Source organism: uncultured Roseobacter sp., from assembly GCF_947488185.1.
GTDB lineage: Bacteria > Pseudomonadota > Alphaproteobacteria > Rhodobacterales > Rhodobacteraceae > Roseobacter.
In genome coordinates, this window is record NZ_CANKYM010000008.1 from 18,230 (window position 1) to 38,645 (window position 20,416).

General features: G+C 64.6%; 14 protein-coding genes. 9 read left to right on the plus strand and 5 right to left on the minus strand.

The window, feature by feature from the left end:
• The first annotated feature begins 15 nt into the window (after window positions 1-15).
• The 9 genes from Q1A52_RS21685 to Q1A52_RS21725 all read left to right on the plus strand — a co-directional run bounded on the left by Q1A52_RS21685 (window position 16) and on the right by Q1A52_RS21725 (window position 16,678).
• Complete coding sequence (locus Q1A52_RS21685; RefSeq protein ID WP_300019843.1) at window positions 16-306, plus strand: PAAR domain-containing protein; 291 nt, start codon at window positions 16-18, stop codon at window positions 304-306.
• Between the two features lie 2 nt (window positions 307-308).
• On the plus strand, window positions 309-740 hold the full coding sequence (locus Q1A52_RS21690; protein WP_195822705.1) for a GPW/gp25 family protein: 432 nt from the start codon (window positions 309-311) through the stop codon (window positions 738-740).
• Window positions 737-1,651 (plus strand): hypothetical protein, encoded by a 915-nt coding sequence (locus Q1A52_RS21695; RefSeq protein ID WP_300019844.1) that lies wholly within the window; start codon window positions 737-739, stop codon window positions 1,649-1,651. Before Q1A52_RS21690 ends, Q1A52_RS21695 begins: the two co-directional genes overlap by 4 nt.
• Window positions 1,652-1,801: 150 nt before the next feature.
• Window positions 1,802-5,710, plus strand: coding sequence for a hypothetical protein (locus tag Q1A52_RS21700; RefSeq protein WP_300019845.1), 3,909 nt, complete (start codon window positions 1,802-1,804; stop codon window positions 5,708-5,710).
• Window positions 5,707-6,552, plus strand: coding sequence for a hypothetical protein (locus tag Q1A52_RS21705; RefSeq protein ID WP_300019846.1), 846 nt, complete (start codon window positions 5,707-5,709; stop codon window positions 6,550-6,552). Before Q1A52_RS21700 ends, Q1A52_RS21705 begins: the two co-directional genes overlap by 4 nt.
• Entirely contained in the window at window positions 6,549-8,741 is a 2,193-nt protein-coding gene (locus tag Q1A52_RS21710; protein WP_300019847.1) for a hypothetical protein, read from the plus strand. Before Q1A52_RS21705 ends, Q1A52_RS21710 begins: the two co-directional genes overlap by 4 nt.
• Window positions 8,738-12,013, plus strand: a complete 3,276-nt coding sequence (locus tag Q1A52_RS21715; RefSeq protein ID WP_300019848.1) for a contractile injection system tape measure protein — start codon at window positions 8,738-8,740, stop codon at window positions 12,011-12,013. Before Q1A52_RS21710 ends, Q1A52_RS21715 begins: the two co-directional genes overlap by 4 nt.
• Window positions 12,006-13,367, plus strand: coding sequence for an ATP-binding protein (locus tag Q1A52_RS21720; RefSeq protein WP_300019849.1), 1,362 nt, complete (start codon window positions 12,006-12,008; stop codon window positions 13,365-13,367). Before Q1A52_RS21715 ends, Q1A52_RS21720 begins: the two co-directional genes overlap by 8 nt.
• Window positions 13,364-16,678, plus strand: coding sequence for a hypothetical protein (locus Q1A52_RS21725; protein WP_300019850.1), 3,315 nt, complete (start codon window positions 13,364-13,366; stop codon window positions 16,676-16,678). Before Q1A52_RS21720 ends, Q1A52_RS21725 begins: the two co-directional genes overlap by 4 nt.
• An 18-nt stretch (window positions 16,679-16,696) precedes the next feature.
• Here Q1A52_RS21725 and Q1A52_RS21730 read toward each other — a convergent pair whose 3' ends face one another.
• The 5 genes from Q1A52_RS21730 to Q1A52_RS21750 are packed head-to-tail and all read right to left on the minus strand — an operon-like array spanning window position 16,697 to window position 20,337.
• Window positions 16,697-17,272 carry a TetR/AcrR family transcriptional regulator gene (locus tag Q1A52_RS21730; protein WP_300019851.1) on the minus strand — a complete coding sequence of 192 codons (576 nt, stop codon included), beginning with the start codon at window positions 17,270-17,272 and terminating at the stop codon, window positions 16,697-16,699.
• Entirely contained in the window at window positions 17,262-18,335 is a 1,074-nt protein-coding gene (locus Q1A52_RS21735) for an NAD(P)/FAD-dependent oxidoreductase (RefSeq protein ID WP_300019852.1), read from the minus strand. Before Q1A52_RS21735 ends, Q1A52_RS21730 begins: the two co-directional genes overlap by 11 nt.
• A gap of 3 nt (window positions 18,336-18,338) precedes the next feature.
• Window positions 18,339-19,022, minus strand: coding sequence for an SDR family NAD(P)-dependent oxidoreductase (locus tag Q1A52_RS21740; RefSeq protein WP_300019853.1), 684 nt, complete (start codon window positions 19,020-19,022; stop codon window positions 18,339-18,341).
• Window positions 19,022-19,690 carry a cupin domain-containing protein gene (locus Q1A52_RS21745; RefSeq protein ID WP_300019854.1) on the minus strand — a complete coding sequence of 223 codons (669 nt, stop codon included), beginning with the start codon at window positions 19,688-19,690 and terminating at the stop codon, window positions 19,022-19,024. The genes Q1A52_RS21740 and Q1A52_RS21745 overlap by 1 nt, the downstream gene beginning before the upstream one ends.
• A 26-nt stretch (window positions 19,691-19,716) precedes the next feature.
• Window positions 19,717-20,337, minus strand: a complete 621-nt coding sequence (locus tag Q1A52_RS21750; protein ID WP_300019855.1) for a glutathione S-transferase — start codon at window positions 20,335-20,337, stop codon at window positions 19,717-19,719.
• Between the last annotated feature and the right edge of the window lie 79 nt (window positions 20,338-20,416).

A 20,416-nucleotide genomic window follows, 5' to 3' on the forward strand; every position in this document is an offset into this window, starting at 1 on the left:
GGGGAGGAGAGGGCAATGCCACCAGCAGCACGGATCACGGATATGCAGACCTGCCCGATGGTGACGGGGATCGTGCCCCATGTCGGCGGGCCGGTGATCGGCCCCGGCGTGGCCACGGTGCTGATTGCGAGCCTGCCCGCGGCGGTTCTGGGTGACAATTGCACCTGTGTCGGTCCGCCTGCGACCATCGTCAAGGGATCGGCCACGGTGATGATCGGCGGCATGCCCGCGGCGCGCATGGGCGACACCACCTCGCATGGCGGCAGCATCGTGCTGGGCGCCCCCACCGTGATGATCGGGGGTTAGCGGTGGCGGATCCGTCTTTCCTGGGGCGCGGCTGGGCCTTTCCGCCCGCGTTTGACAACGGCACCGGCGAAGCCCGTCTGGTGCAGGCCGAAGAGGATATCGCCGAGAGCCTGCGCATCCTGATGGAGACCCGCCCGGGCGAGCGGATCATGCACCCCAACTACGGCTGCCGCCTGCATGATCTGGTGTTCGAGCCGATGAACAGCGAGACCGAAGCGGAGATCGAAGTGGCGATTTCCCGGGCGATCCTGTTTTTCGAGCCACGCATCAAGCTGGGGGCCGTCACGGTGGATGTGCGCGCCGCGCTGGAGGGGCATCTGGCCGTGACGCTGAATTACACGGTGGTGGAGACCAACGAGCGCCACAACATGGTGTTTCCCTTCTACCTCACCGAAGGCACGCTGGTGTCGCAAAAGCCGGTGCCTGCCGCATGAAGGTTGCGGTCACATATCTGCTGGTCTTTGCGCTGGCGGGCTGCGGCGCGGTGGAGGCGGTGCAGACCAGCAAGACGTTCGAGTTGCTGGGGCTGGCGCCGGATGAACCCTGCGTCGTGACCCGCCGCGAAGGCAAGCGGCTGGCCGGGTCCTATCTGCGGCAGCCGGTGGCGTCCGAGGGCAGCGATGTGTTTTTCGTGACCGGCAAGACATCCCGCAAGGGCTTGCCGCGTAATCTGGTGTTCAACGATCAGACCCTGCGCCGCATTCGCCCGCAGGAAGATGGCACATTGGATGGGTCCCGCCGGTCGGTGGCCACACCGATTGACGGGCTTGGCATCGCCGGGCAACTGCCCGCCGCCTATACGATGAAGTACCGCGCGGAGCGGATTGATTATGACGGTCCGGTGGTGGTGGGGCCGAGCCCGACCGGCTTTGAAATCCCGACGACGGGCCGGGTGGTCTATGTGGGCAAGGTGCAGCTGACGCTGACGACATCCCCCGACGCGGGGGCGCCGATCACCACGGTCAAGACTGCCAACTTCACCGCCGATATTGGGTACGGATCGCAGCAGGCACAGTTTACCGTGGACGCAAGCGCTGCCGGTCTGCCGTTCGAGGGCGTGCAGTGGACGCGGCTGGGCCTCTGCGGCACGCGGGTGACCAGTTCGGGGCAGGGGCAGGTGTTTTTCACGCAGCAAGACGGCAGCCGCCAGATCCCGTTCCAGGTCGGGCGTGCGGCGACGCCGATTCGCGCTTTGCTAGAATCATCGCAATTTGCCAGCGCTGACCGGCCTGGCCCGCCGGACAGTTTCGGGGGGACATTCATTATTGCCGGAGATGTCGGCACGCTCAGCGGTGTTTTCATCGCAACACAACCTGAAAGGGAAGAAAATAACGACTCGTTATAGGGTCAAGGACTGCGGTTTTGCTTGCATCAGGCAAGCGGACGCATAGTGTTAAAAGGTCTCCTATTGTTCTCAAACGTTTATGATTGCTCAGGTTTTTGTGGCCAGGGGTGGCCGCTGTTTCAATGACTGCCAGAGGTGTCGATAGCTGCCGTGCATCGAAATTGGGATGATATTCTTGTAACGCCGGGGTCGCTCAGCAGCGACAGGTTGCCGGTCGCGTTGCACCGGGGTCGCACAGATGTGCGGCCTGAAACGCTGGCCGAGGCGTTTTGCAAGGCCGGGCGCAGGCTGCACGCAAAAGATGTGCCACGGGGTGACCGGCCCAAGAGATCCGGCCCCTGGGTGCGGCTTTTCCGGTCCGAACCGGCCTATATTTATTCGGAGCTCGCGTCCTTCGACGTGCGCCAGGCGGCCTTTGCGTTTGACCGGGCCATCGAGACCGATCCGGAGCGGGCCGCGCAGGTCATCTCTGAGCTTGCGAGGCGGTTGCAGGATTGGATTTCACGGCTGGAGACCGGGCGATCCTCGCCGTTTTCCAAACAGATCCAGCAGCTGAATGCCGAGGCCGATCTGCAGGCGCGGCTTGCCAGGCTGACCAGCGTCGCGCCGCCGGGGATCCTGCGGGTGGTGCGCAGCATCATCCCCAATGTCAGCCGCACGCGGGGCGATGCGCTGACCCAGGCGCGCGCGGTGGTCACGGCTTACCGGTCGATCCATGCTTTGTTGCGCAATGCGGTGGAAACACTGCGGCCCCATGCGATTGCCGCCTTCGAGGCACGCATTAAGTCCGGTGATATGGACCCGGCTTTGGGCCTGCTGGTGGCGGAGCTGCAGACGGCATTGCAGGTCGATGGGGTGATCAACGGCGTGATCGACCGGTTTGTGCATTTCTACTACGAGGACATCATCGGGCAGCAGGCGGCCCCGGCCTCGCCGGAACGGGTGCTGTTGCATCTGGATGCGGGACAGCAGGCGCTGTTTCTGCCGGAAGGCACCACGCTCGCCGCGCGCAAGCCTGATAATACTGTGCAGCGCTTTGCCACCGAAGCGCCGGTGCACGTCAGTTCCACCCGTCTGAAATCCGTAGCGACCCTGACCTACGAGACCGACCCGCAGATTTCCTTCAACGCAGAGCTGGGCGGGATCACCGGCCTGCAGGTCACCCATTGGCAGCCGAAACCGGAGGTGGCGCAATCCGCCGGGGCAGGGGTTTTTTCCGTAGGCACCGCAGGGCCGGTGCGCATGGGGCTCGACATCAGCTCGCCGATGCTGGCGCTGGCGCAGGGCACCCGCCGGATTGAGCTGGTGCTGGTGCTGCAACGGGCCTCCGGTCTGCCCGCGTTGCCGGACAAGGCGGAGGTGGCGCGGTTCTCGGAAGATGCTCCGCCGGCAGCGGAGATGCTGGTCACCCTGCAATCGGACCCCGCGCTGGTGCGGGCGTTTTTTCCGGGCAAGCTCGAAGCAGGTATTCAGTCGCTGGCCAAAGGGGCGGAGCGCATGGCCGCCGAGGCGGGGGAGGGCCTGTGCCTCAGCAGGCTTTATCACTATCTGGCGACGCGGATCGAGACGGCGGGGCAGCTACGGTTGCTGCTGGGTCGGATTGTCACGCTCTGCCTGATTGAGCGGGTGCCCTTCCCGCAGGACGGCTTCCGCGATCTGCTCAACAACAAGATCGAGACGCACCGCGCGGCGCTGTCCGAAGGGGTGCGCGACACGGTGGGCATCGGCGATGTGCCCGCCTCCATGATCCTTGAGATTTTTGCCGACGGGCCGGACAGCCTGACGCCGGAAGACCTGTTCCAGAAGCTTCTGGGCGATGCCTTTGACCTGTCGCTGAGCACCGCAGAGGGGCCGATCACCGCGTCGGTCAGTCAGGTCTTGCCGTCGGGCAAGCCGGGGCAGGCGGGGATCAAGCTGGTGCTGGTGCTGGCACCGGGCATGCCCGCGGTCGCGGCGGGGGAGGGGATGCCCGCGCCGACCCTGATGCTGCGCAATGCCGCCAATCCGCGTATCTGCCCGGTCTCGTTTCTGGAGATGTATACGCTGGAGGCCATCGACATCGAGGTGTCGGCAACCGGTATGCAAAAGCTGCTGGCCTGGTCGGACGACGGGCCGCTGGCCACGGATCAGTCGTTCCTGCCGTTCGGGGCGCGGCCGCAGGATGGGGCGAGTTTCATCGTGGCCAGCCCGGAAATGGCGCAGAAACCCGTGACCGAGATTGCCGTGGCCTTGACCTGGGCGGAGATGCCGGACCCTCTGGGCGGGTTTGCCGCCCATTACGCCAGCTATGCCGGGAAACCGGACATCCCGCAGCCGGAGCTGTCGGTGACCTATCTGAGCGGCGACGGCTGGAAACCGGTGAGTGACGCGCCGCTGCCACTCTTTGAAACCCTGCCGGTGACCGGGGAGCTAACACCCGAGCGCAGTTTCAACGGGCGCATCAAGGGGCATTCGGTGCGCGCACCGGGACGCTTGACGCCGGAGATGTTCACCGCGCGGCAGAGCCTGCGCGCCGGGGCCGTGCGCCTGACGTTGTCGGGCACGGCGGGGGGGTTTCACGCCGATCAATACCCGCTGGCGTTGGTCGAGGCGATGCGCCCCCGGTTGCTGCCCTTCCGCGAGCGCAAGATCCCGCCCGCGCCCTTCGTGCCGAAGATCGATGCGTTCGAGCTGTCCTACACGGCGCGGGCGTCCATTGAGGTCAACGCGCCCGATGCCGCCAACCCGGGCGAGCGGATCGTGCAGATCAACCCCTTTGGCCGGGTCGAGGTCTTTCCCAACCGAATGCTGCGCGAGATCGGGGTTTTCCCGCGCAGGCTGGGGTTCGGGCATCTTTTCCTGCATCTGGTGGGCGATCATGCCACCGGGCCGGTGCCGCTGCTCTTTGATATGGCAGAGAGCGGTCATCTGCGGCTGGTGCCCCGGCCCAACCCGGTGAAATGGTTCTATCTGGCCAGCCACGGTTGGACCGAGCTGCCCGACACTGCCATTTCCTCGGATACAACGGCGGGGCTGATGCGCTCGGGGCTGGTGATGGTGGACCTGCCCGAGGACGCCGCGCAGCATTCGCCGGAAATGCCCGCAGGTGGGGTCTGGATGGCGGCGGTGGCAACCGGGCCGGACCTGAGCGTTTTCCCGGACCTGTCGGATTTGCGCACAAACGGTGTTTGGGCCACGTGCACTGATGGCAGCTATCACGACCGTAGCCTTGACCGGGTATGGACCTTCAACCCCGCGCAGCCGGGGATTGCCGCGATCACCGAAATCCCCACCCCCGCAGAGGTGCGCCCGCCCGAGCATCGCGACGCCTTTGTCGCGCGGGTGTCGGAGCGGTTGCGGCACCGCAAGCGGGCGATCACGCCCTGGGATGTGGAACGGCTGGTGCTGGACGCCTTCCCGGAGGTCTGGATGGCGAAATGCCTGCCGGGTTTGCGCCGTGACGATCCCGCCCCCGCGCCCGGTCAGGCGATGCTGGTGGTGGTGCGCCAGCCGCCGCCCGAGCCCACGGCACAGATGTTTGATGTCAGCACCCTGCAGCGCATCCGCGACTATGTTGACAATCACGCACCCGGTTTTGCCCATGTGGAGGTGGTGAACCCCACCTATGACCGGCTGCTGGTGCGCGCCAAGCTGGCCTTCGACCCCTACCGCGACGACGGGGCCATGGCGCAGCGGCTGCAGCGGGATCTGCGGCGGTTCCTGTCGGTCTGGACCGCCCCGCGCGATCTGGGCCGGTTCGGCTGGTCGCTGAACCTCAAGATGCTCAATGCCCATATCAACGATCTCGAATACGTGCGCGGGGTGACGGATTTCTCGCTGCTGCATCTGGCCGCGGATGACGCGGGCGCGCATGTGCTGCTCGATTCCGCGCAAAGCGACTGGCGCGGCACCCTCGGGCCGAGCCTGCGCGGGTCGCGCCCGTGGAGCCTGCCGTTGTCGGCGGACGAACACGCGCTGACCGTGGTGCAGGCCACGCAGAATGAAACGCCGGTGCAAAGCGGGATCAGCCGACTGTCTGTGGGCGGCAATCTTATCGTCGGTCAAAGGAGTCCCTCGTGACAAAACAGGATCGCACCACTCTGAAATCGTTTTTCCGCGACGGGGCGCTGCCGACCGCGCGGGAATACCGGGACCTGATCGACAGCAGCGTCAATCAGGTTGAGGACGGATTTTCCAAGACGCCGGGCGATGGGCTGCAGCTGAATTCCGTGGGCACATCGCTGCGGGTGATGAGCCTTTACAAGGGGTTGGGGGCGCCGCGCCCGGCCTGGGTGATGGAGCACGGCAAGACCGAAGGCGCGCTGCATCTGCGGCCTGAGCAGGGCATTCTGACGCAGGCCGATCCGGCGGCAGGTGTCGAGAACCCGAAGGCCTTGGGCCTGTGTTTCACGGCAGACGGGCGCGCGGGCATCAACACCGACACGCCCGACTGGCGGCTGGACGTGGACGGCGTGGCGCGCATGGGCGGGCGGATCGGCGTCAAGTCGCCCGACATCCCGCATGTGCCTGCGGATGGCAAATGGCACGATATCACGCCTGACATCACCGGCTGTCAGGCCTTCGAGGTGATGGCAGGGGTGGGTGGCACGCCGCGCATGGGGCGCTATTCCATGCTGCATGCCATTGCGATGAACGCCTATCACCCGCGTAACCCAATCCTGAACTGGCTGTTCAAGCGGCGCAGCATCAAGGCGCAGACGGCGGTCTACGGCAGCTATGCCGACCGGCTGAAACTGCGCTGGGTGGCGGGGGAGGGGCGACATTTCTTCAAGCTGCAGATCCGCTCGAACGCGCGGTTCGGCAAGGGCATGGTCATCCGCTACGGGCTGACGCGGCTGTGGTTTGACGCGACCATGGGCGGATCGCGCGGTGAAGGCGACCGCGACGCAGGGCTGCTATGAGCGTGCCTGAGGCCACAGATTTTGAGAGCCTGCGCGCGCGGGCGGTGCAGTTTGCCCAGGCCGCCTCGGGCAACATCTGGACCGATTACAACCTGCATGATCCGGGCGTGACGCTGCTGGAGCAAACCTGTTTCGCGCTCAGCGAAATCGGCTATCAGGCGGCGCATCCGATCCGCGATCTCTTGACGGATGCGGACGGCCAGCTGCGGTATTTTGATCTCGCACTTTACGACCCGCGCGCGGTGTTGCCGTCGGCCCCGGTCACCGATCTGGATCTGACCTCCTCCCTGTCGGACCAGCCCGAGGTTTCGAGCGCTTGGGTCACACCGGGCGCGCGCCTCGGGCTTTACGATGTGGTGGTCATCCCCTCCGAGCCGGAAGCGGGGGAGGTGGATGAAACCGCCCTCGCGGCGCGGGTGGCGACGTGCTTTGCGCAGAGGCGGCCGTTGGCCACCGATCTGGGGCAGATCACCATCGCGCGGAAACGCGACACCGTATTGAGCGGTCGGATCGAGGTCAGCCCCACGGCGGACCCGGAGCGGGTGGCGGCGCGGTTTTACTATCATGTCGCAGCCATACTGCGCGGCCGTACCGCGCCGCGGGACCGCAAGCACGGGGCCACCCGCGATGCGGTCTATGACCAGCCGGAGTTGTTCTTTCGCCCCCGGGTGGAGACCGGCGAGCGCATCCCCGACATCGATGTGCATCTGACACGGCTGCGCGCGATCCCCGGCATCCGGGACATCGGTGAGCTGTCCTTTCGCAAGCTGCCGGTGGCGGACCCGGAGGAGGAGCTGAAACCCGGCTATCTGGCGCTTGTCCTGCCGCAGTCTGCGCAGGAGATCGAGCTGGATCTGCGCGTCGGCGAGAACCGCCTGACGCTCGATCACAACCGCATCCACGAAGAATATATCCGGGTGTCGGCGGAGAATATCTCGCGCGCGCACCACCATCTGGCAGAAGCGGATTGGTCGGTGCTGAAAGACGGTCGGCGGCGGGATTTCACCCGCAGCCATGTGGACGATATGCTGCCCGCAATCTATCGGCTCTATGGCACCTCCGCGCGGGCGGTGCAGAACCCCGCCACTCCCAAAACACCTGTCGATGATCTTTTTGTGCAGTATCGCGATGCGATCAACACACAGCTGGATGGCATGTCACAGGCGCTGGCGCAGCTGCCCGCGTTGTTTGACGCCGAGACGGATCAGGATACGGATGATCCGGCTGTGCATACGCGCCGGATCAAGCTGCTGGATCTGCTGCTGGCGATACAGGGCGAGACCCTGCCCGTCATCCGCCATTCCGGCCTGCACCACTACCGGTCCATCGCGGCGCGCCAGCGGTTTGAGCTGCACTGGCGTCTGGCCTACCTGCGCGCCCTGCCGGTGCTGAATGCCACGCGCGGCACCGGACCCACGGGACCGATGCCCGGCGGGTTCATGACGCGTCTGGGGCTGCTGGCGGATATCGCCGTTGAAACCTGGGCCGCCGGGCCGGGCCGGATGCAGGAACTCGGCTGGGTTCTGGATGATCAGACCGACATGCCCGCGCCCGGTTTTGCCCGCCGCGACTTGCTGCTGCCGCTGAACCCCTTTGACATGATCGTGCCGCGGGATGATCTGGCCGACCCGCTGCCCGGTGAGGTCCTGCAAGGCCTGACCCCCTTGGTGGCGGACGGGGTGATGCACCCGGATCTCTTTCAGCGGGCCGCCGATGCGGATGCCTTTGTGATCAGCCCGGTTAGCGGCGGGCGCTACGCCGTGCTCTTCGACAGCGGCGATGCCGAGATGCTCTACGAGATCGAAACCACTGCTGATAAATTCGAGGCGATTGCGCGCGTAAACGCATTGCGGGCCACCTGGCGGGGGCTGCATGAGGACGCCGAATGCGCCTGTCTGGTGGAAGACGTGCTGTTGCGCGGGCCAGAGGCGGCGTTCGAGGCGCACAGCTGCACGCTGCTGCTGACCGGGTGGACGGCGCGCACCCGGCGCACGAGCTATCGCAGCTATGTCGCCGAGCTGGTGCAGCAACTGGCGCCGGCGCATGTTGTTGTCACTCTGCGGTGGCTGGACATGGCGCAGATGGCGCGGTTTCGGGCGCTGCGGCTGGCCATTGACGCGCAGGGGCCGGAGGCCGATGCCCGCGCCGAGCTGCGCGCCTTTCTGCACGAGATGGAGGGGGCCGCATGAGCGCCCGCCCGGCCCGATATGACGTGGAGGAGCGCCACAGGATCGGGCGTTTCGAGACCGATTTCAAGGTTGCTGCGGAGGAGGGGCCGCTGAGCACGCCGGAGCGGTTGGCGCGTCAGGTCCGGGCAGAGATTTTGCCTGCTTTGGAGGATGTTTTTGCGCATGACAGCGTGGTGGGGTGCGACGCCCGGATCGAGACGCTGGAGATTGATCTTGGGGCGTGGCCCGCAGACCCGGATTGGCCCAGCCTGCGGGACACCCTGCGTGAGCAGCTTCTCGCGGCGCTGGCGCCGTACCTGCAGCAAAGGGCGGTTGGCGAGATCTCAACCGATCAATTGGCCCCGGTGGAACCGCAAGGGTCTGCGCGCCCCTCTGTCGACAACGTGGCGGCCGTATCGCCCGACGCGGTGGGTTCTCCCAGCGGCGCGATCATACCCCTTGTTGCTGGGGATGATGCGCCGCAGGTCTCTGATACATCCGACAAGATCGTGCCGCTTGTGGCCCAGCCGGATCCGGATGTGTTTACGGTCCTGCGCGCGGTTTTCGGGCGCAGCCCGCAGGGATTTGAGAAAGCCTTGGCGCAGTTGCCCGATGGGGCTCACCGACAGGCATTGCAGCGCGTTTTGTCGGAGGCCGGAGCGGTTCCGGGGCACTACTACATCGACGCTATGAACATGGCCTTGATCGGCGTTTTCACCCGCGCCGGTCATCCGTTGGAGATCGCACAGCGCAATGCGACAACACTGACTGCACGGCTGCTGGTGCATCCTGAGGGGGCGGCCCTTCTGCGCCGCGATTCTGGTGCGGCCCCGCAATCAGATGCCGGGTTGCCAGCGCCTGATCCTTTGGAAGGCCCGACAGCGCGCGGATCGGATAGTCCCGCGATGCGGGGGACTGCAGCGGCGGGTGCTGCCCACTCGTCCCAGGTCCGGGGAGAGATCTCCGACGCAGATAAACTGCGGGCCGATTGGAAAGTGCGGCGCGCATCGGTGGCAGGGTTCCTTGCGGGGCAGACAGCCGAAGAGCTGCAGCGCCTGCTTGAACATCTGGTGCCCGCCAGCCCGTCCGAATTTCACCAAACGGTTCAGGGGGTCCTTGCGGATACTGCGCACCCGCAGAAGGCGTTGCTGACGATTCTATCTGCGATTTTGGACGAGACACCGGTGGACATCGAGGCGCTGCGACGCGCCGAGAAGACGGCGGCCAAGGGGGTGTCACCGGAGGCTGAGGAGGCCCGGCGGGGGGCGCGAGAGAGTTCGTTGTCGCCATCCGCTGACGCGGGCCTAGACGGGTGGGCAGGTCGTAGTGAATGGGCCCCGGTTCTGCAGGTGTTCGCGGCGGCGGCGCAGCCAGCGGGGGGCGGACAGCGGGCGCCAACATCAGGTGTTGACCGCAGTGTGCCGGTGCCGATCGAGAACCAAGCTTCGCCGAGGGTAGTTGGCGTGGGATCGCAGCCGACAGCGACCTCGTCGGAGGGTATAGCCGACGGCGGCGCAGGGCAGCCGTCTGGCCTGGATCGTGGACGCGGCAGCACAGATGCACCTCTGCCGCAGGGCGCCACCGATGGCGCGCCAACGCAGCCAAGAACTGACAAAGAAGAAACGACCGCCCCGGACCTTGAAGAGCAGGGGGCAGACTTTTTTCATGCTTCCTCGACGGCGACGACCGGCAGTGTGCCGTCCCCGGAGGACCGTGGCGCAGGTGCTGATCCGGCAGAGCATGGAGCGGGTGAAGCCTCGGAAAATGACACGCCTGAGCGTCTGGTCGGACCCGCCCCCGGGGCATCGGGCGATCTGGAAGCCCAACCGGGCATCGATCCTGCGACCTTGGCGCCGCGCGGCGCAAAGGTTCAGGAGGAGCCTTTCGCTTCGGGCGAAAAATCTGGGATTTCTGATGTGGCGACGACGCCCGCCGTGGAGCGGACGGGGAACACGCGCGGGCGGCATGGGTCCCTTGAGGAAAAAGAGACCCGTGAGGGTCGCGCGGATACCTCTGGCCCGGGAAAGGGTGCCACCGGTCGGACGGGGGCGGGGGCGTCACCTGCTGCATCCGAAAGCTCTGAGGTCGGGCAAAAAGGCGCGTTCGATCCAACCGCGCGGGAGGCGCAAGATCGGGCCGAGCTCGACGATCCCGCCCGAGCGGGAGAATCGGCAGGCGGGTCAGATGCCGGGCGCGATTTCGGCGATCCAGAAAGCCGTGATGAGGGCCCGCCACCCCCATCGGCAGATCGGCTGGCGGCAGACCATCCAGCCACGGATCACCCGCGCGCGGGTGCAGCCGATGCCGCGCCGGTGATCGCGCTTGTCGAAGCGGCCTTTGGCGAGGCCTCCTCCGACATCATCGCCATCGCGGATATGATCTGGGACGCCGTGCCCGGGTCTTTCAAAGCGACGACCGGGGCGCGGACAGGCAGTGGTGGATTTGAAATGACGGCGGACGCGGCAGGCGAGAGCAACCCGAAACTGCCTGTCGATGTACTGCTGGACCTGATCGCGCGGGCCGGGCCAACCGCGCCGCGCCAGAAGCTTGTCCTGCAGTACATTGTGGAGTTCGCCAGCCCGGAGGCGGACGACCGGCAAACCCTGTTGCGCCACGTGATCGCGCGGTTGAGTTACCCGGTCTCGGGCCGCTCGCCCGCGCTGCGGCGAGAGGTCTTGCGTGGTTTGAAAGAGCTTTTCGATGAGACGAGTCATCCCGCTCCTGAACCCTCTGGCGATTCCGATATGGCGGAGCCTCAAACACCCGACAATGGGCCGAAGCCCCGCATTCTGAGCCATCACGCGGGGCTTGTTCTGTTCCATCCCTACTACAAACTGCTCTTTTCCCGGCTGCAGCTTTTGACCGAAAAGAATGAACTGCAGCCGGATCAGCTGGGCCGGGCGCGATCTGTGCTTGCCGCGCTGGCCGGGGAAGCGGAGGCGACGGCCCCCCTCGATCCGCTGGTGTGCGTTTTGCTGGGGGTGCCGGATGGCGCCACACCCCCGCCACCGGTGCCGCTGACCGAGGAAGAGGCGCAATTGATCGAGGGTCTGATCCGGTCTGTCATCGCGCAATGGTCGGCACTGGGACAGACCTCCCCCGCCGGGTTGCAGGAGGCGTTCATCCGCCGGGGCGGACAGCTTTGGATCGATGCAACGGGGGCGCATCTGCGGGTAGATCCCGGCCCCTTCGATGTGCTGCTCGACAGCCTGCCGTGGTCGCTGGACACGGTGGTCGCCTTGCCCTGGATGCCGGTGCCCTGTCACGTCATGTGGAGGACGCAGGATGGATGATGGCCGCGAATTGTCCCTGTCGCTGGACAGCGGCACACCCCACGCCGTGGCCGTCGCGGCGGAACTGACATGGCTGGCGCAGGTCATCGATGCGCGGCTGACGCATTTCTTTGACGCGCCCGAGAGTGCCTGTGATTTGCCGCCCGCGCCGCAGGCTCTTGTCGGCTCCGCCCTGGGGGACCTCATTGCGGAGAATGATCTCGATATCGGCGCCCGCCTGGTGCTGGCGCTGGCCATCGCGCCGCATGTCAACTCCGCCATCCTCGATCCGTTTTTCGTCAAGAATTCCGCCATTGACCGGGCGTTTTCGCAATTCGGCGGCACGGGGGCAACTGCGACAACCTTCCAGCCGACGGCGGAAACGGCGCTGTTCCTGCTGGCGGGGGCGGATACGACGGCGCGGATTGCGGCGATGTCGATGTTTGACGCGGACCATCCGCTGCGCCGCAAGGCCGGTGTGACGCTGAGCACGACAAATCCCGATACGCCTGCATTCGGCCAGATATTGACGCTGCCGGTGCACCGGATCGTGGCGCTTTGTGACGGGGCGGCCCCGCGGCCCGACTATTCGCCGAGCTTTCCCGCGCAGCGTTTGACCACGGCGCTGGACTGGTCCGATCTGGTCCTGCCCAGCGATCTGCACCACGCGCTGGGTCATATTCTGGCCTGGCTGGAGAACCGCGACAAGATCCTGTCGGACTGGGGCCTGCACCGGCAGTTCGGTCGCGGGTTCAAGGCGCTGTTTCACGGCCCGCCCGGCACCGGCAAGACGCTGACCGCGTCGCTGCTGGGCAAGCGCACGGGCATGGATGTCTACCGGGTCGATCTGTCCATGGTGGTGTCGAAATACATTGGCGAGACGGAAAAGAACCTCGGGTTGGTGTTCGATCTGGCGGCGGAGCGTGAGTGGATCCTGTTTTTTGACGAAGCGGATGCACTTTTCAGTGCGCGCAATGCGACGACCACTTCCAACGATCGTTATGCCAATCAGGAAGTGGCCTACCTGCTGCAGCGGATCGAGGAATGCGAGAGCCTTGTGATCCTCGCCACCAACCTGCGCAGCAACATCGACGAGGCGTTTTTCAGGCGCTTCCAGATGTCGGTGGGTTTTGTGAAGCCGGACGCCAGCCAGCGGTTGCAGATCTGGTCGAATGTGCTGGCTGAAGTGCCGTTGGCGGAGGATGTCGAGGTGGCCGCGATGGCAAAGAAACATGCGCTGGTCGGCGGGGCCATTTCCAACGTGGTGCGCACGGCGGCGATCACCGCGTTGCGGCGGGGTCAGTCCCAGGTGGCCGCCGAAGATTTCGACCACGCCATTGCAACTGAGTTGCGCAAAGAAGGACGCACCACATGAGCGTTTTGAGCCGAATTGTGACCCGCCTTTGCATGGCGTTTGCCTTTTGCGTCATGGCGCCTGCTGCCGTGCTGGCCAATTGCGCGGATTTCCAAAACCTCAATGAGGATGCACTGGAAGGTTATGATATTGCGACCGTGCAGACGGGGTTGCGGGCAGCGCTTGAACGGGATGATCGCAATCTTCGGGACGGACGGCTGGGGGCTGTGACGCGGACGGCGCTGGCGGATTTGTGTCAGAACGTGCCGCGAAAAGGGGCGGGGACGGATATTGCGCAAACGCTTGATCTGGCGACGGATTACGGCACGCTGTCGGCGCTTTTGCCCGAATGGCGCAGCATCGCTCTACGGCCCGACCGGCTGTCGCAACTGACGACGTCAAACAGTACCTCGCAGATTGCCTTGCGTCTTGCCGCCGGGCCGCAGATGGCGGCTGGTGTGCTGACAGATGCGGCACCTCCCGCGGATTGTGCGGCATTGGGGACGGCATCAACCCTAGGTTCGCAGGCGGTGCAGACAGCGCTCGATCTGCTGGCGGGGCCAGAGCTGGGCTACGCGCTGGTGGATATCTGTCAGGCCTTCCCGATTGTCGGAACCGGGGAGGATTTCCTCGCGGCCATGGCGCGGTTGGGGCAGATGGATGTGCAACTGCCCGACGCGATTGACGATCTCAGTTCTGACACCTTCGGGGCGTGGCTGACCCTGTCCCCGGGCAATAGGCTACCGCGACTTATGGGCTCGCCCCCCGCCGTGTTGGCGCTGCTGGAGGAATATCAGGCCAGCAAATCCCAGGCGTCTCTGGTGCCGGATGAGCCGACATCCAGCCCGCTACCCGCCTCCTGCACGGTGAACACAACCGACAGTTCCACCCGCTTTTTCGCCTTCTCACAGGAAAACCTCGACGCGTTAACCGAAAGCGCCGATCTGAAAGCCGCCTTTGACGCGGTACAGGAGCTGCAATTTGCCAGTGCCGCACAGCTTTGGGCAGCCCTGGAGACCAACCTGAAAGCAGTGCTCGACCAATGCACGCTGGACCAGATCAGGGCGCTGGTGCTTGGGCCCGATTTTCTGGGCCGGGCGTTCCTGATCGATGAAGAGGCCACCAAGTCGTTGAGTTTCATCGAAGACCTGCAGGATGTCATGCCGGTGGTTGAACCCTTCATCGGTCGGATCGCCCCTGATGAGGCGACATTGGTGTCCGGCCTGACGGCGGCCGTCACCCAAGCGGTATCCGAGACGATCAATGCCGAGGTTGAACTGGCGGCCACGACGCTGGCAGCTGCGGCGGAACCGGTGGCGCCAGTGCTGGACACGCGGCCCGAAGGTGTGCCGGAGTTCGAGCTGCCGCCCCTGCCGGAGGTGGTGGGCGTGACCGATGCCACCGAACTGGCCATTGCCAGCACCGTGCTCAATGAGCCCTTCCGCGAAGCGCTGGCGCAGAGCAACTATTTGCCTGCAACCCAGCCTGAAATTCTCAAGGCAGATGTGCGGCGGATCCTGCGCCCGGTGGCACAGGGTCAGATCGACACTGCCGTGTCTACCAAGATGGCGCAGATCAAACCGGTCATCGTTTCGACATGGTCCCTGACGCCAGCGCTGAAGGCGCGTATTCTGGGCCTGCCTGACATCGGCACGACAGTGGACGACCCAACCGGGGTGGATCTGGCGACGCGGATGCGGTCGCTGGTGGGTGTGGAATACCCGAGCGCCGGGCTCTTCCGCGCCGCGCTAGATGCCGTTCCCCCGGCACCGGATGCGCCTGAAGGTCAGCCGCCGTTGTCCGTTCCTCTGATCCAGGCCGCTACGGCGCTGGCGCAACGTACCGTCGAGGACCCGTTCAAGGAGCGCCTCTTTGGCCCGCTTGCCGCGCCCGATTGCGGGTGCGTGCCGAACCGCCCGCCGACTGCGGATGTCTATGGGTTCTACCCCTTCTGGTTCGCACCGCTGAAGGACGCACCCGAACCGCCCGAAAGTGAGGAGGCCCCGCCCGCCCCCGCGCTGCAACTGGTGGATTTTGGTCTGGTCAGCCGCCTGGCCTTTTACGGGATGGAGCTGGCTTATGCCAACCCGCAGGGGGATGCCGCAAACCGCAACCTGTCGCTGTTGCATGCGGACCGCTGGATTGAGGCGCGCCGCGATTTCGTCAATTCGGCGCACCGGCATCGAGCACGGGCGGATGTGGCCTTTGATCTGCGCGACTGGTCGAACTGGTCGGCGCGCGAGATTGACCGGGCCACGACGGATATCGCCAAGCAGCTGCAGGCGTTTGAGCGTATCCCGACCACCAGCCTCGCGGACATTCGGGCGGCGCTACCCACGTTCTTTGATCCGACCCATCCGGACGGTGTCACCCTGATTTTCGAGAGCTACGAGGGCAAGACCCTGAGCGATCTGAATGTGCAGAACCTCATCGATATCGTACAGGCGGTACACGACAAGCTGCCCCAGCCCGATCATCAAAAAGTCAACGTCGCGGTCGATTTTGCCATGGTGGATGTGCCCGGCACGCAGCCCGTCCTGACCGATCTGAGTGACTTGCTGCTGACCGGCCGGATGCTGGAGCAAAAGCGCGCGGACGGGCTGGAAGAGGGCCAGTTTTCACAACGCGAACAGCTGGAGGCGGAGATCGTCAACAAGATCCTGATCTTCCTCGAACGCCCCACGACAGAGACGAAAAAGACGCTGCGCGCGCGCATGGACCGCAGCAATTTCCGGGGCAAGGAACGGTCAGAGATCCTGCGCAGCATCGTGCCCATCCTGCCGCCCGGCGGCCATGAGTTTGTGTTCCAGCGTCAGCAGGCGAATGAAACCGCCAATGAGGAATCCTTGAAATTCTCGCAGTTCATCGATGATGTGATTTATTTCGAGGACAATTTTTCAGGTGTCGGGTTCTGGCCGGTACCGCGTCTGAGGGACCCGGATTTCCCGGCGATCCGTCAGGCTGTGTCGCTCGATTGGGATCAGTCCCGACTGCCCGCGCATCTGAGCGGATTGGAGACGTCGGTGGTGCAAGTCTGCACATGGGCCTGTCCCAACCGGGCCTATATCGCCTTTGCTGCGGCGGGGCTCTTTGCGGTGGTACTGCTGCTGACGGCGCGGTCGTTTTATAGCGGTGCGATCAACCAGCTTGCGTTCCGGTTGGGGGTTGTCTGGATCGGTATGGGGGTAGTGATTGCCATGCTCTTTGTGCTGGACGTTTGCGATCACGAGTCCTTTTGGCCGGGGGTGTTCATGATCTGGCTGATCGCGATACTGGCGCTGATCATCGGGTATAATTTCGTGCAACGGGTCAAGAACGGGCCGAAACCCTGACCGATCCGCGCGGGTGGATCAGGAGGGATTGGCGAGCCGTTGGCGCAGCAATTGCACGCCGTTCTCGAAGAGGTCGAGGTTTTCCTGCGCGCGTGCGGTGAGCTGTGCGCCCTCCAGAAGGGGCAGGCTGGCTGCGGCTTCTTTTGCGGGCTCCGTCACCTCGGCAATCGTGCCGTCGGATTGGCCCAGTTCAAAGGTGTTGGTCAGCCAGCCGATGACCATCTGGCGAAAGCTGCGGATCTCGGTGATCACATCGGCGGGCAGGCTGTCGCGGCTGGTGGAAAACGAAACGCAAAGGCAAAGGCTTTTGCCGCCATTCAAAGCGCCGCGGTAGTGGTCGATCAGCGCGGCAAGACGCGCGCATCCCGAGGGGTGCGTCGTGTCAATCGCGCTCAGAGCTTGCCTGATCTCGGCGGCATAGCGCTGCATCAGCGCCACTGACAGCGCGGCCTTGGTTGGGAAATGGTGGTGAATGCTGGCCTTGCGGATGCCCACGTCCTTTGCCAGATCGGCATAGCTGAACCCGTCGAACCCACGCCTGCGTGCGGCCTGTTCCGCCGAGTTCAACAGGGCTGTTTTTGTATCAATCCGCATGCACGTGACCTCTGCCATAGTCTTGCATCGTCAGTAATACGTTTTCGGCTGCTTCCAAAGCCCCTTCGAGGTAACCGCCGAACTGCGGGGCCACTTCGGTGCCCGCAAATTGCAGCCGTCCGTCCCAAAGCCCGCGGAAAGCCTCCGGCAGCCCGTAGGTGGGATGCGCATACAAGGGGGCCTTGTCCGCTTCGGTTGCGGTACAGGGGTCAAAGGCCCAGTCTTTTGTGTACAGCGTCGAAGGGGTTGAAGCCTCCGGTCCAAACAGGCGGGTTAGTTGCGCGATGACGTCCCGGCGCAAAGCATCTTCCTCCGTCCGGTGCGGCGGCGGCGTCCCGATGAAACCGAAAAGGGCATAGGGTCCGCCGTTTTCGGGTGACGCGTCGTGCACCTCGACCAGCGGGCCTTTCCGGCTCATCGCGTCGCCGGAAAACCCTGCGTGGCGCCAGAACGGTCTGTCATAGATGGCAACGACCTTGGCTTGCCCGGCCATCCATGTGGCGACGCCCTGCATGGTTTGGATGGACGCCGCAGGGAGGGCAGGGGTGCAGGCAATCTGCGCAGCGACGCGCGGCGGCAGGGCCAGAACCACCTGACCGGCTTCCAGTTTTTCACAGTCGCGCAGCGTTGCGGTCACGCCGCCTGCGGATTGGGTCAGCGTCACCACCGGCGCGTTCAGCCGTTTGCGGCTGTCGGGCACCCGTGCGGCGAGGGATTGGGTCAGGGCCTCAAGGCCGCCCTTGAGCCGCCACGATCCCTGCATCGACGAAAATCCACGCCCGCGGTCCACCTGGCCGCGCTCGTCCTCGTAGGTCAGAACCCCATCGGAAAACTGATCGAATTTCTCCAGCCCAAGACGGTCGATCAGCGCCGCGATGCGCGGTTGCCCCGGCCAGAACCACGCAGGCCCCAGATCAAAAGTGCCGCCTGCGTGCACCGCTGTCTTGATCCGCCCGCCAAAGCGCCCGCGCGCCTCGACCAGCATATAGTCACGGTTTTGCGCTTCCAGCGCTTCGGCCACGGCAAGGCCGGACAAACCGCCGCCGATGATCAGAATATCCATGGTTCAGAACCCTTCGGAGGCGGGGCGCAGGTCAAGTTCCTGCGTCCATGTCGATCTGGGCTGACGGGCGAGTTGCCAATAGGCCTCGGCGATGTCTGCGGGGTCGATCATCCGGGCCGGGTCTAGCCCGTGCCGATCGCGTGACCGGGCGCTATCGATGATGCCGTCGAGGATGACGTGGCAGACATGGATGCCAGCGGGCTGGTATTCCCGCGCGAGCGATTGGGTCAGCCCCCGTAAAGCGAATTTGGCGCTGGCGAAGGCGGAAAATTTCGCACAGCCGCACAGGGATGCGGTGGCCCCGGACACGATGAAGCTGCCACCGCCCGCGCGGACCATCGGTTGCAGCGTGGCTTGCGCGAGCAAGACCGCCGTTTGCACCATGGAGGCCCATGTTTTCTGGTAGTCCTGCAACGTGGTGTCCGAAAACGGGCTGATGACCAGTTCGGCCGTGTTGTGCACGACGATTTTCGGCGGGCCGTGGTCTGCGATGATCTCAGCGATGGTGTCCGGCACGGCGCGTTCATCCGCCAGATCAAGGGTGTGAAAGATGCCGACCGGCGCGGCAGGGCAGCTGCGGCCAAGGCCAACGGGGGTCAGCCCTGCGGCTGCGAAGCGCGCCAGCAGGGACTGGCCAAGGCCAGCCCCCGCGCCCGCGACCAGCGCCAGTGGGTTGTCGTGTCCCATCAGACAGCGGGTGGTTTTGCGTGGGGCAAGTGACCGGTCTTGATCCAGACCTTGGCCCCCGCATCCCCGGCAACAGCCGTCAGAGGCGCGCCTTCGGGCAGGCGCAGCCACGCGCCTTTGCCGAGGGTTTCGCCGCTTTCCACGACGGATCCGCCGATGACCAGCATTTCGATGCCGCCCGCATCCCTGTTGTTGAGCGTCGCGCCCGCATCAAGATGGCTGTAGGTCACCGTCTCGCGCGCGTCGCGGTGCAATTCGGCGGTGGCGACACCATCGACGGCGGCACCCAGTTCCTCCGCCATGGTTTTGCGGAACTGATTGCGATCCTCCATGTCGAACTGCCACAGCTTCACGAAGATCGTGCAGCCCGCCTCTGACCCCGGCGTATGCGAGGTGGTGGGGGGATTGCGGACATAGGTGCCCGCCGGGAAATCACCATGCTCATCCTGAAAGACCCCGTCCAGCACGATGAATTCCTCACCTCCCGTGTGGGTATGGGCGGAAAACTTGCTGTTCGGCGCATAGCGCACGATGGTCGTGGCGCGGGCAACCTCACCGCCGATGCGGTCCAGCATGCGCCGGTCCACGCCGGGCATCGGCGAGGCGCTCCAGTCCAGTTGATCCGAGTGCACGACCACCCGGGCGTTGAAATCTGCGTTCAGCTGCATGGTTTTTCCTTTCCGATCCGGGCAGGTTACCCAGCAATGCTCGGGCGCGCCGCAACTTTTGTGCGCCATGCGATAAGATTGGATAGGCTATCGGGGATGTCCACCTTGGCGAAATCGGCAAAGACCAGCCCGGCAAAGGCGGTGATATCCGCGATCGAAAATCTGTCTCCCGCCAGATAATCATTATCCGCCAGAACACCGTCCAGATAGGCCATTGTCTGGCCTGCAACGTCCTTTTGTCTGTGCCCCCAGTCCACACACTGATCGGTTTCGATGTCCGGACCAAGGCCAGGTGTCGCGTGGTGGAAATACGTGCTGACCGCATTCAGCAAACCGTTTTCCGCCCGCAGGTTCATCATGGAGACCCGGGCCCGTTCCTTGGGGGTCTCTCCGGTCAGCGATGGCCCTTCGAAATGCCCGTCAATGTATTCGGTGATCGCGTTGCATTGGGCAATATGGCTGCCGTCTTCAAGCTCAAGACAGGGCACAACCGCATCGGGGTTCTTGGCCCGGAAGGCCTCGGACCGGTGTTCGCCGCCCATCACGTCAACCGGGATGAACTCGACCTGATCGGTCGCCCCCTTTTCGGCCAATGCGATGCGCACACGCGCGGGGTTCGGGAAGCCTTCGACGTCATAGATTTTCATGGAAATACCTTCCTTGCTCTGGGTTTAATTTTTATCTACCTACTACTTGGTTGGTAAATTCACAAGAGAGTTTCTGACT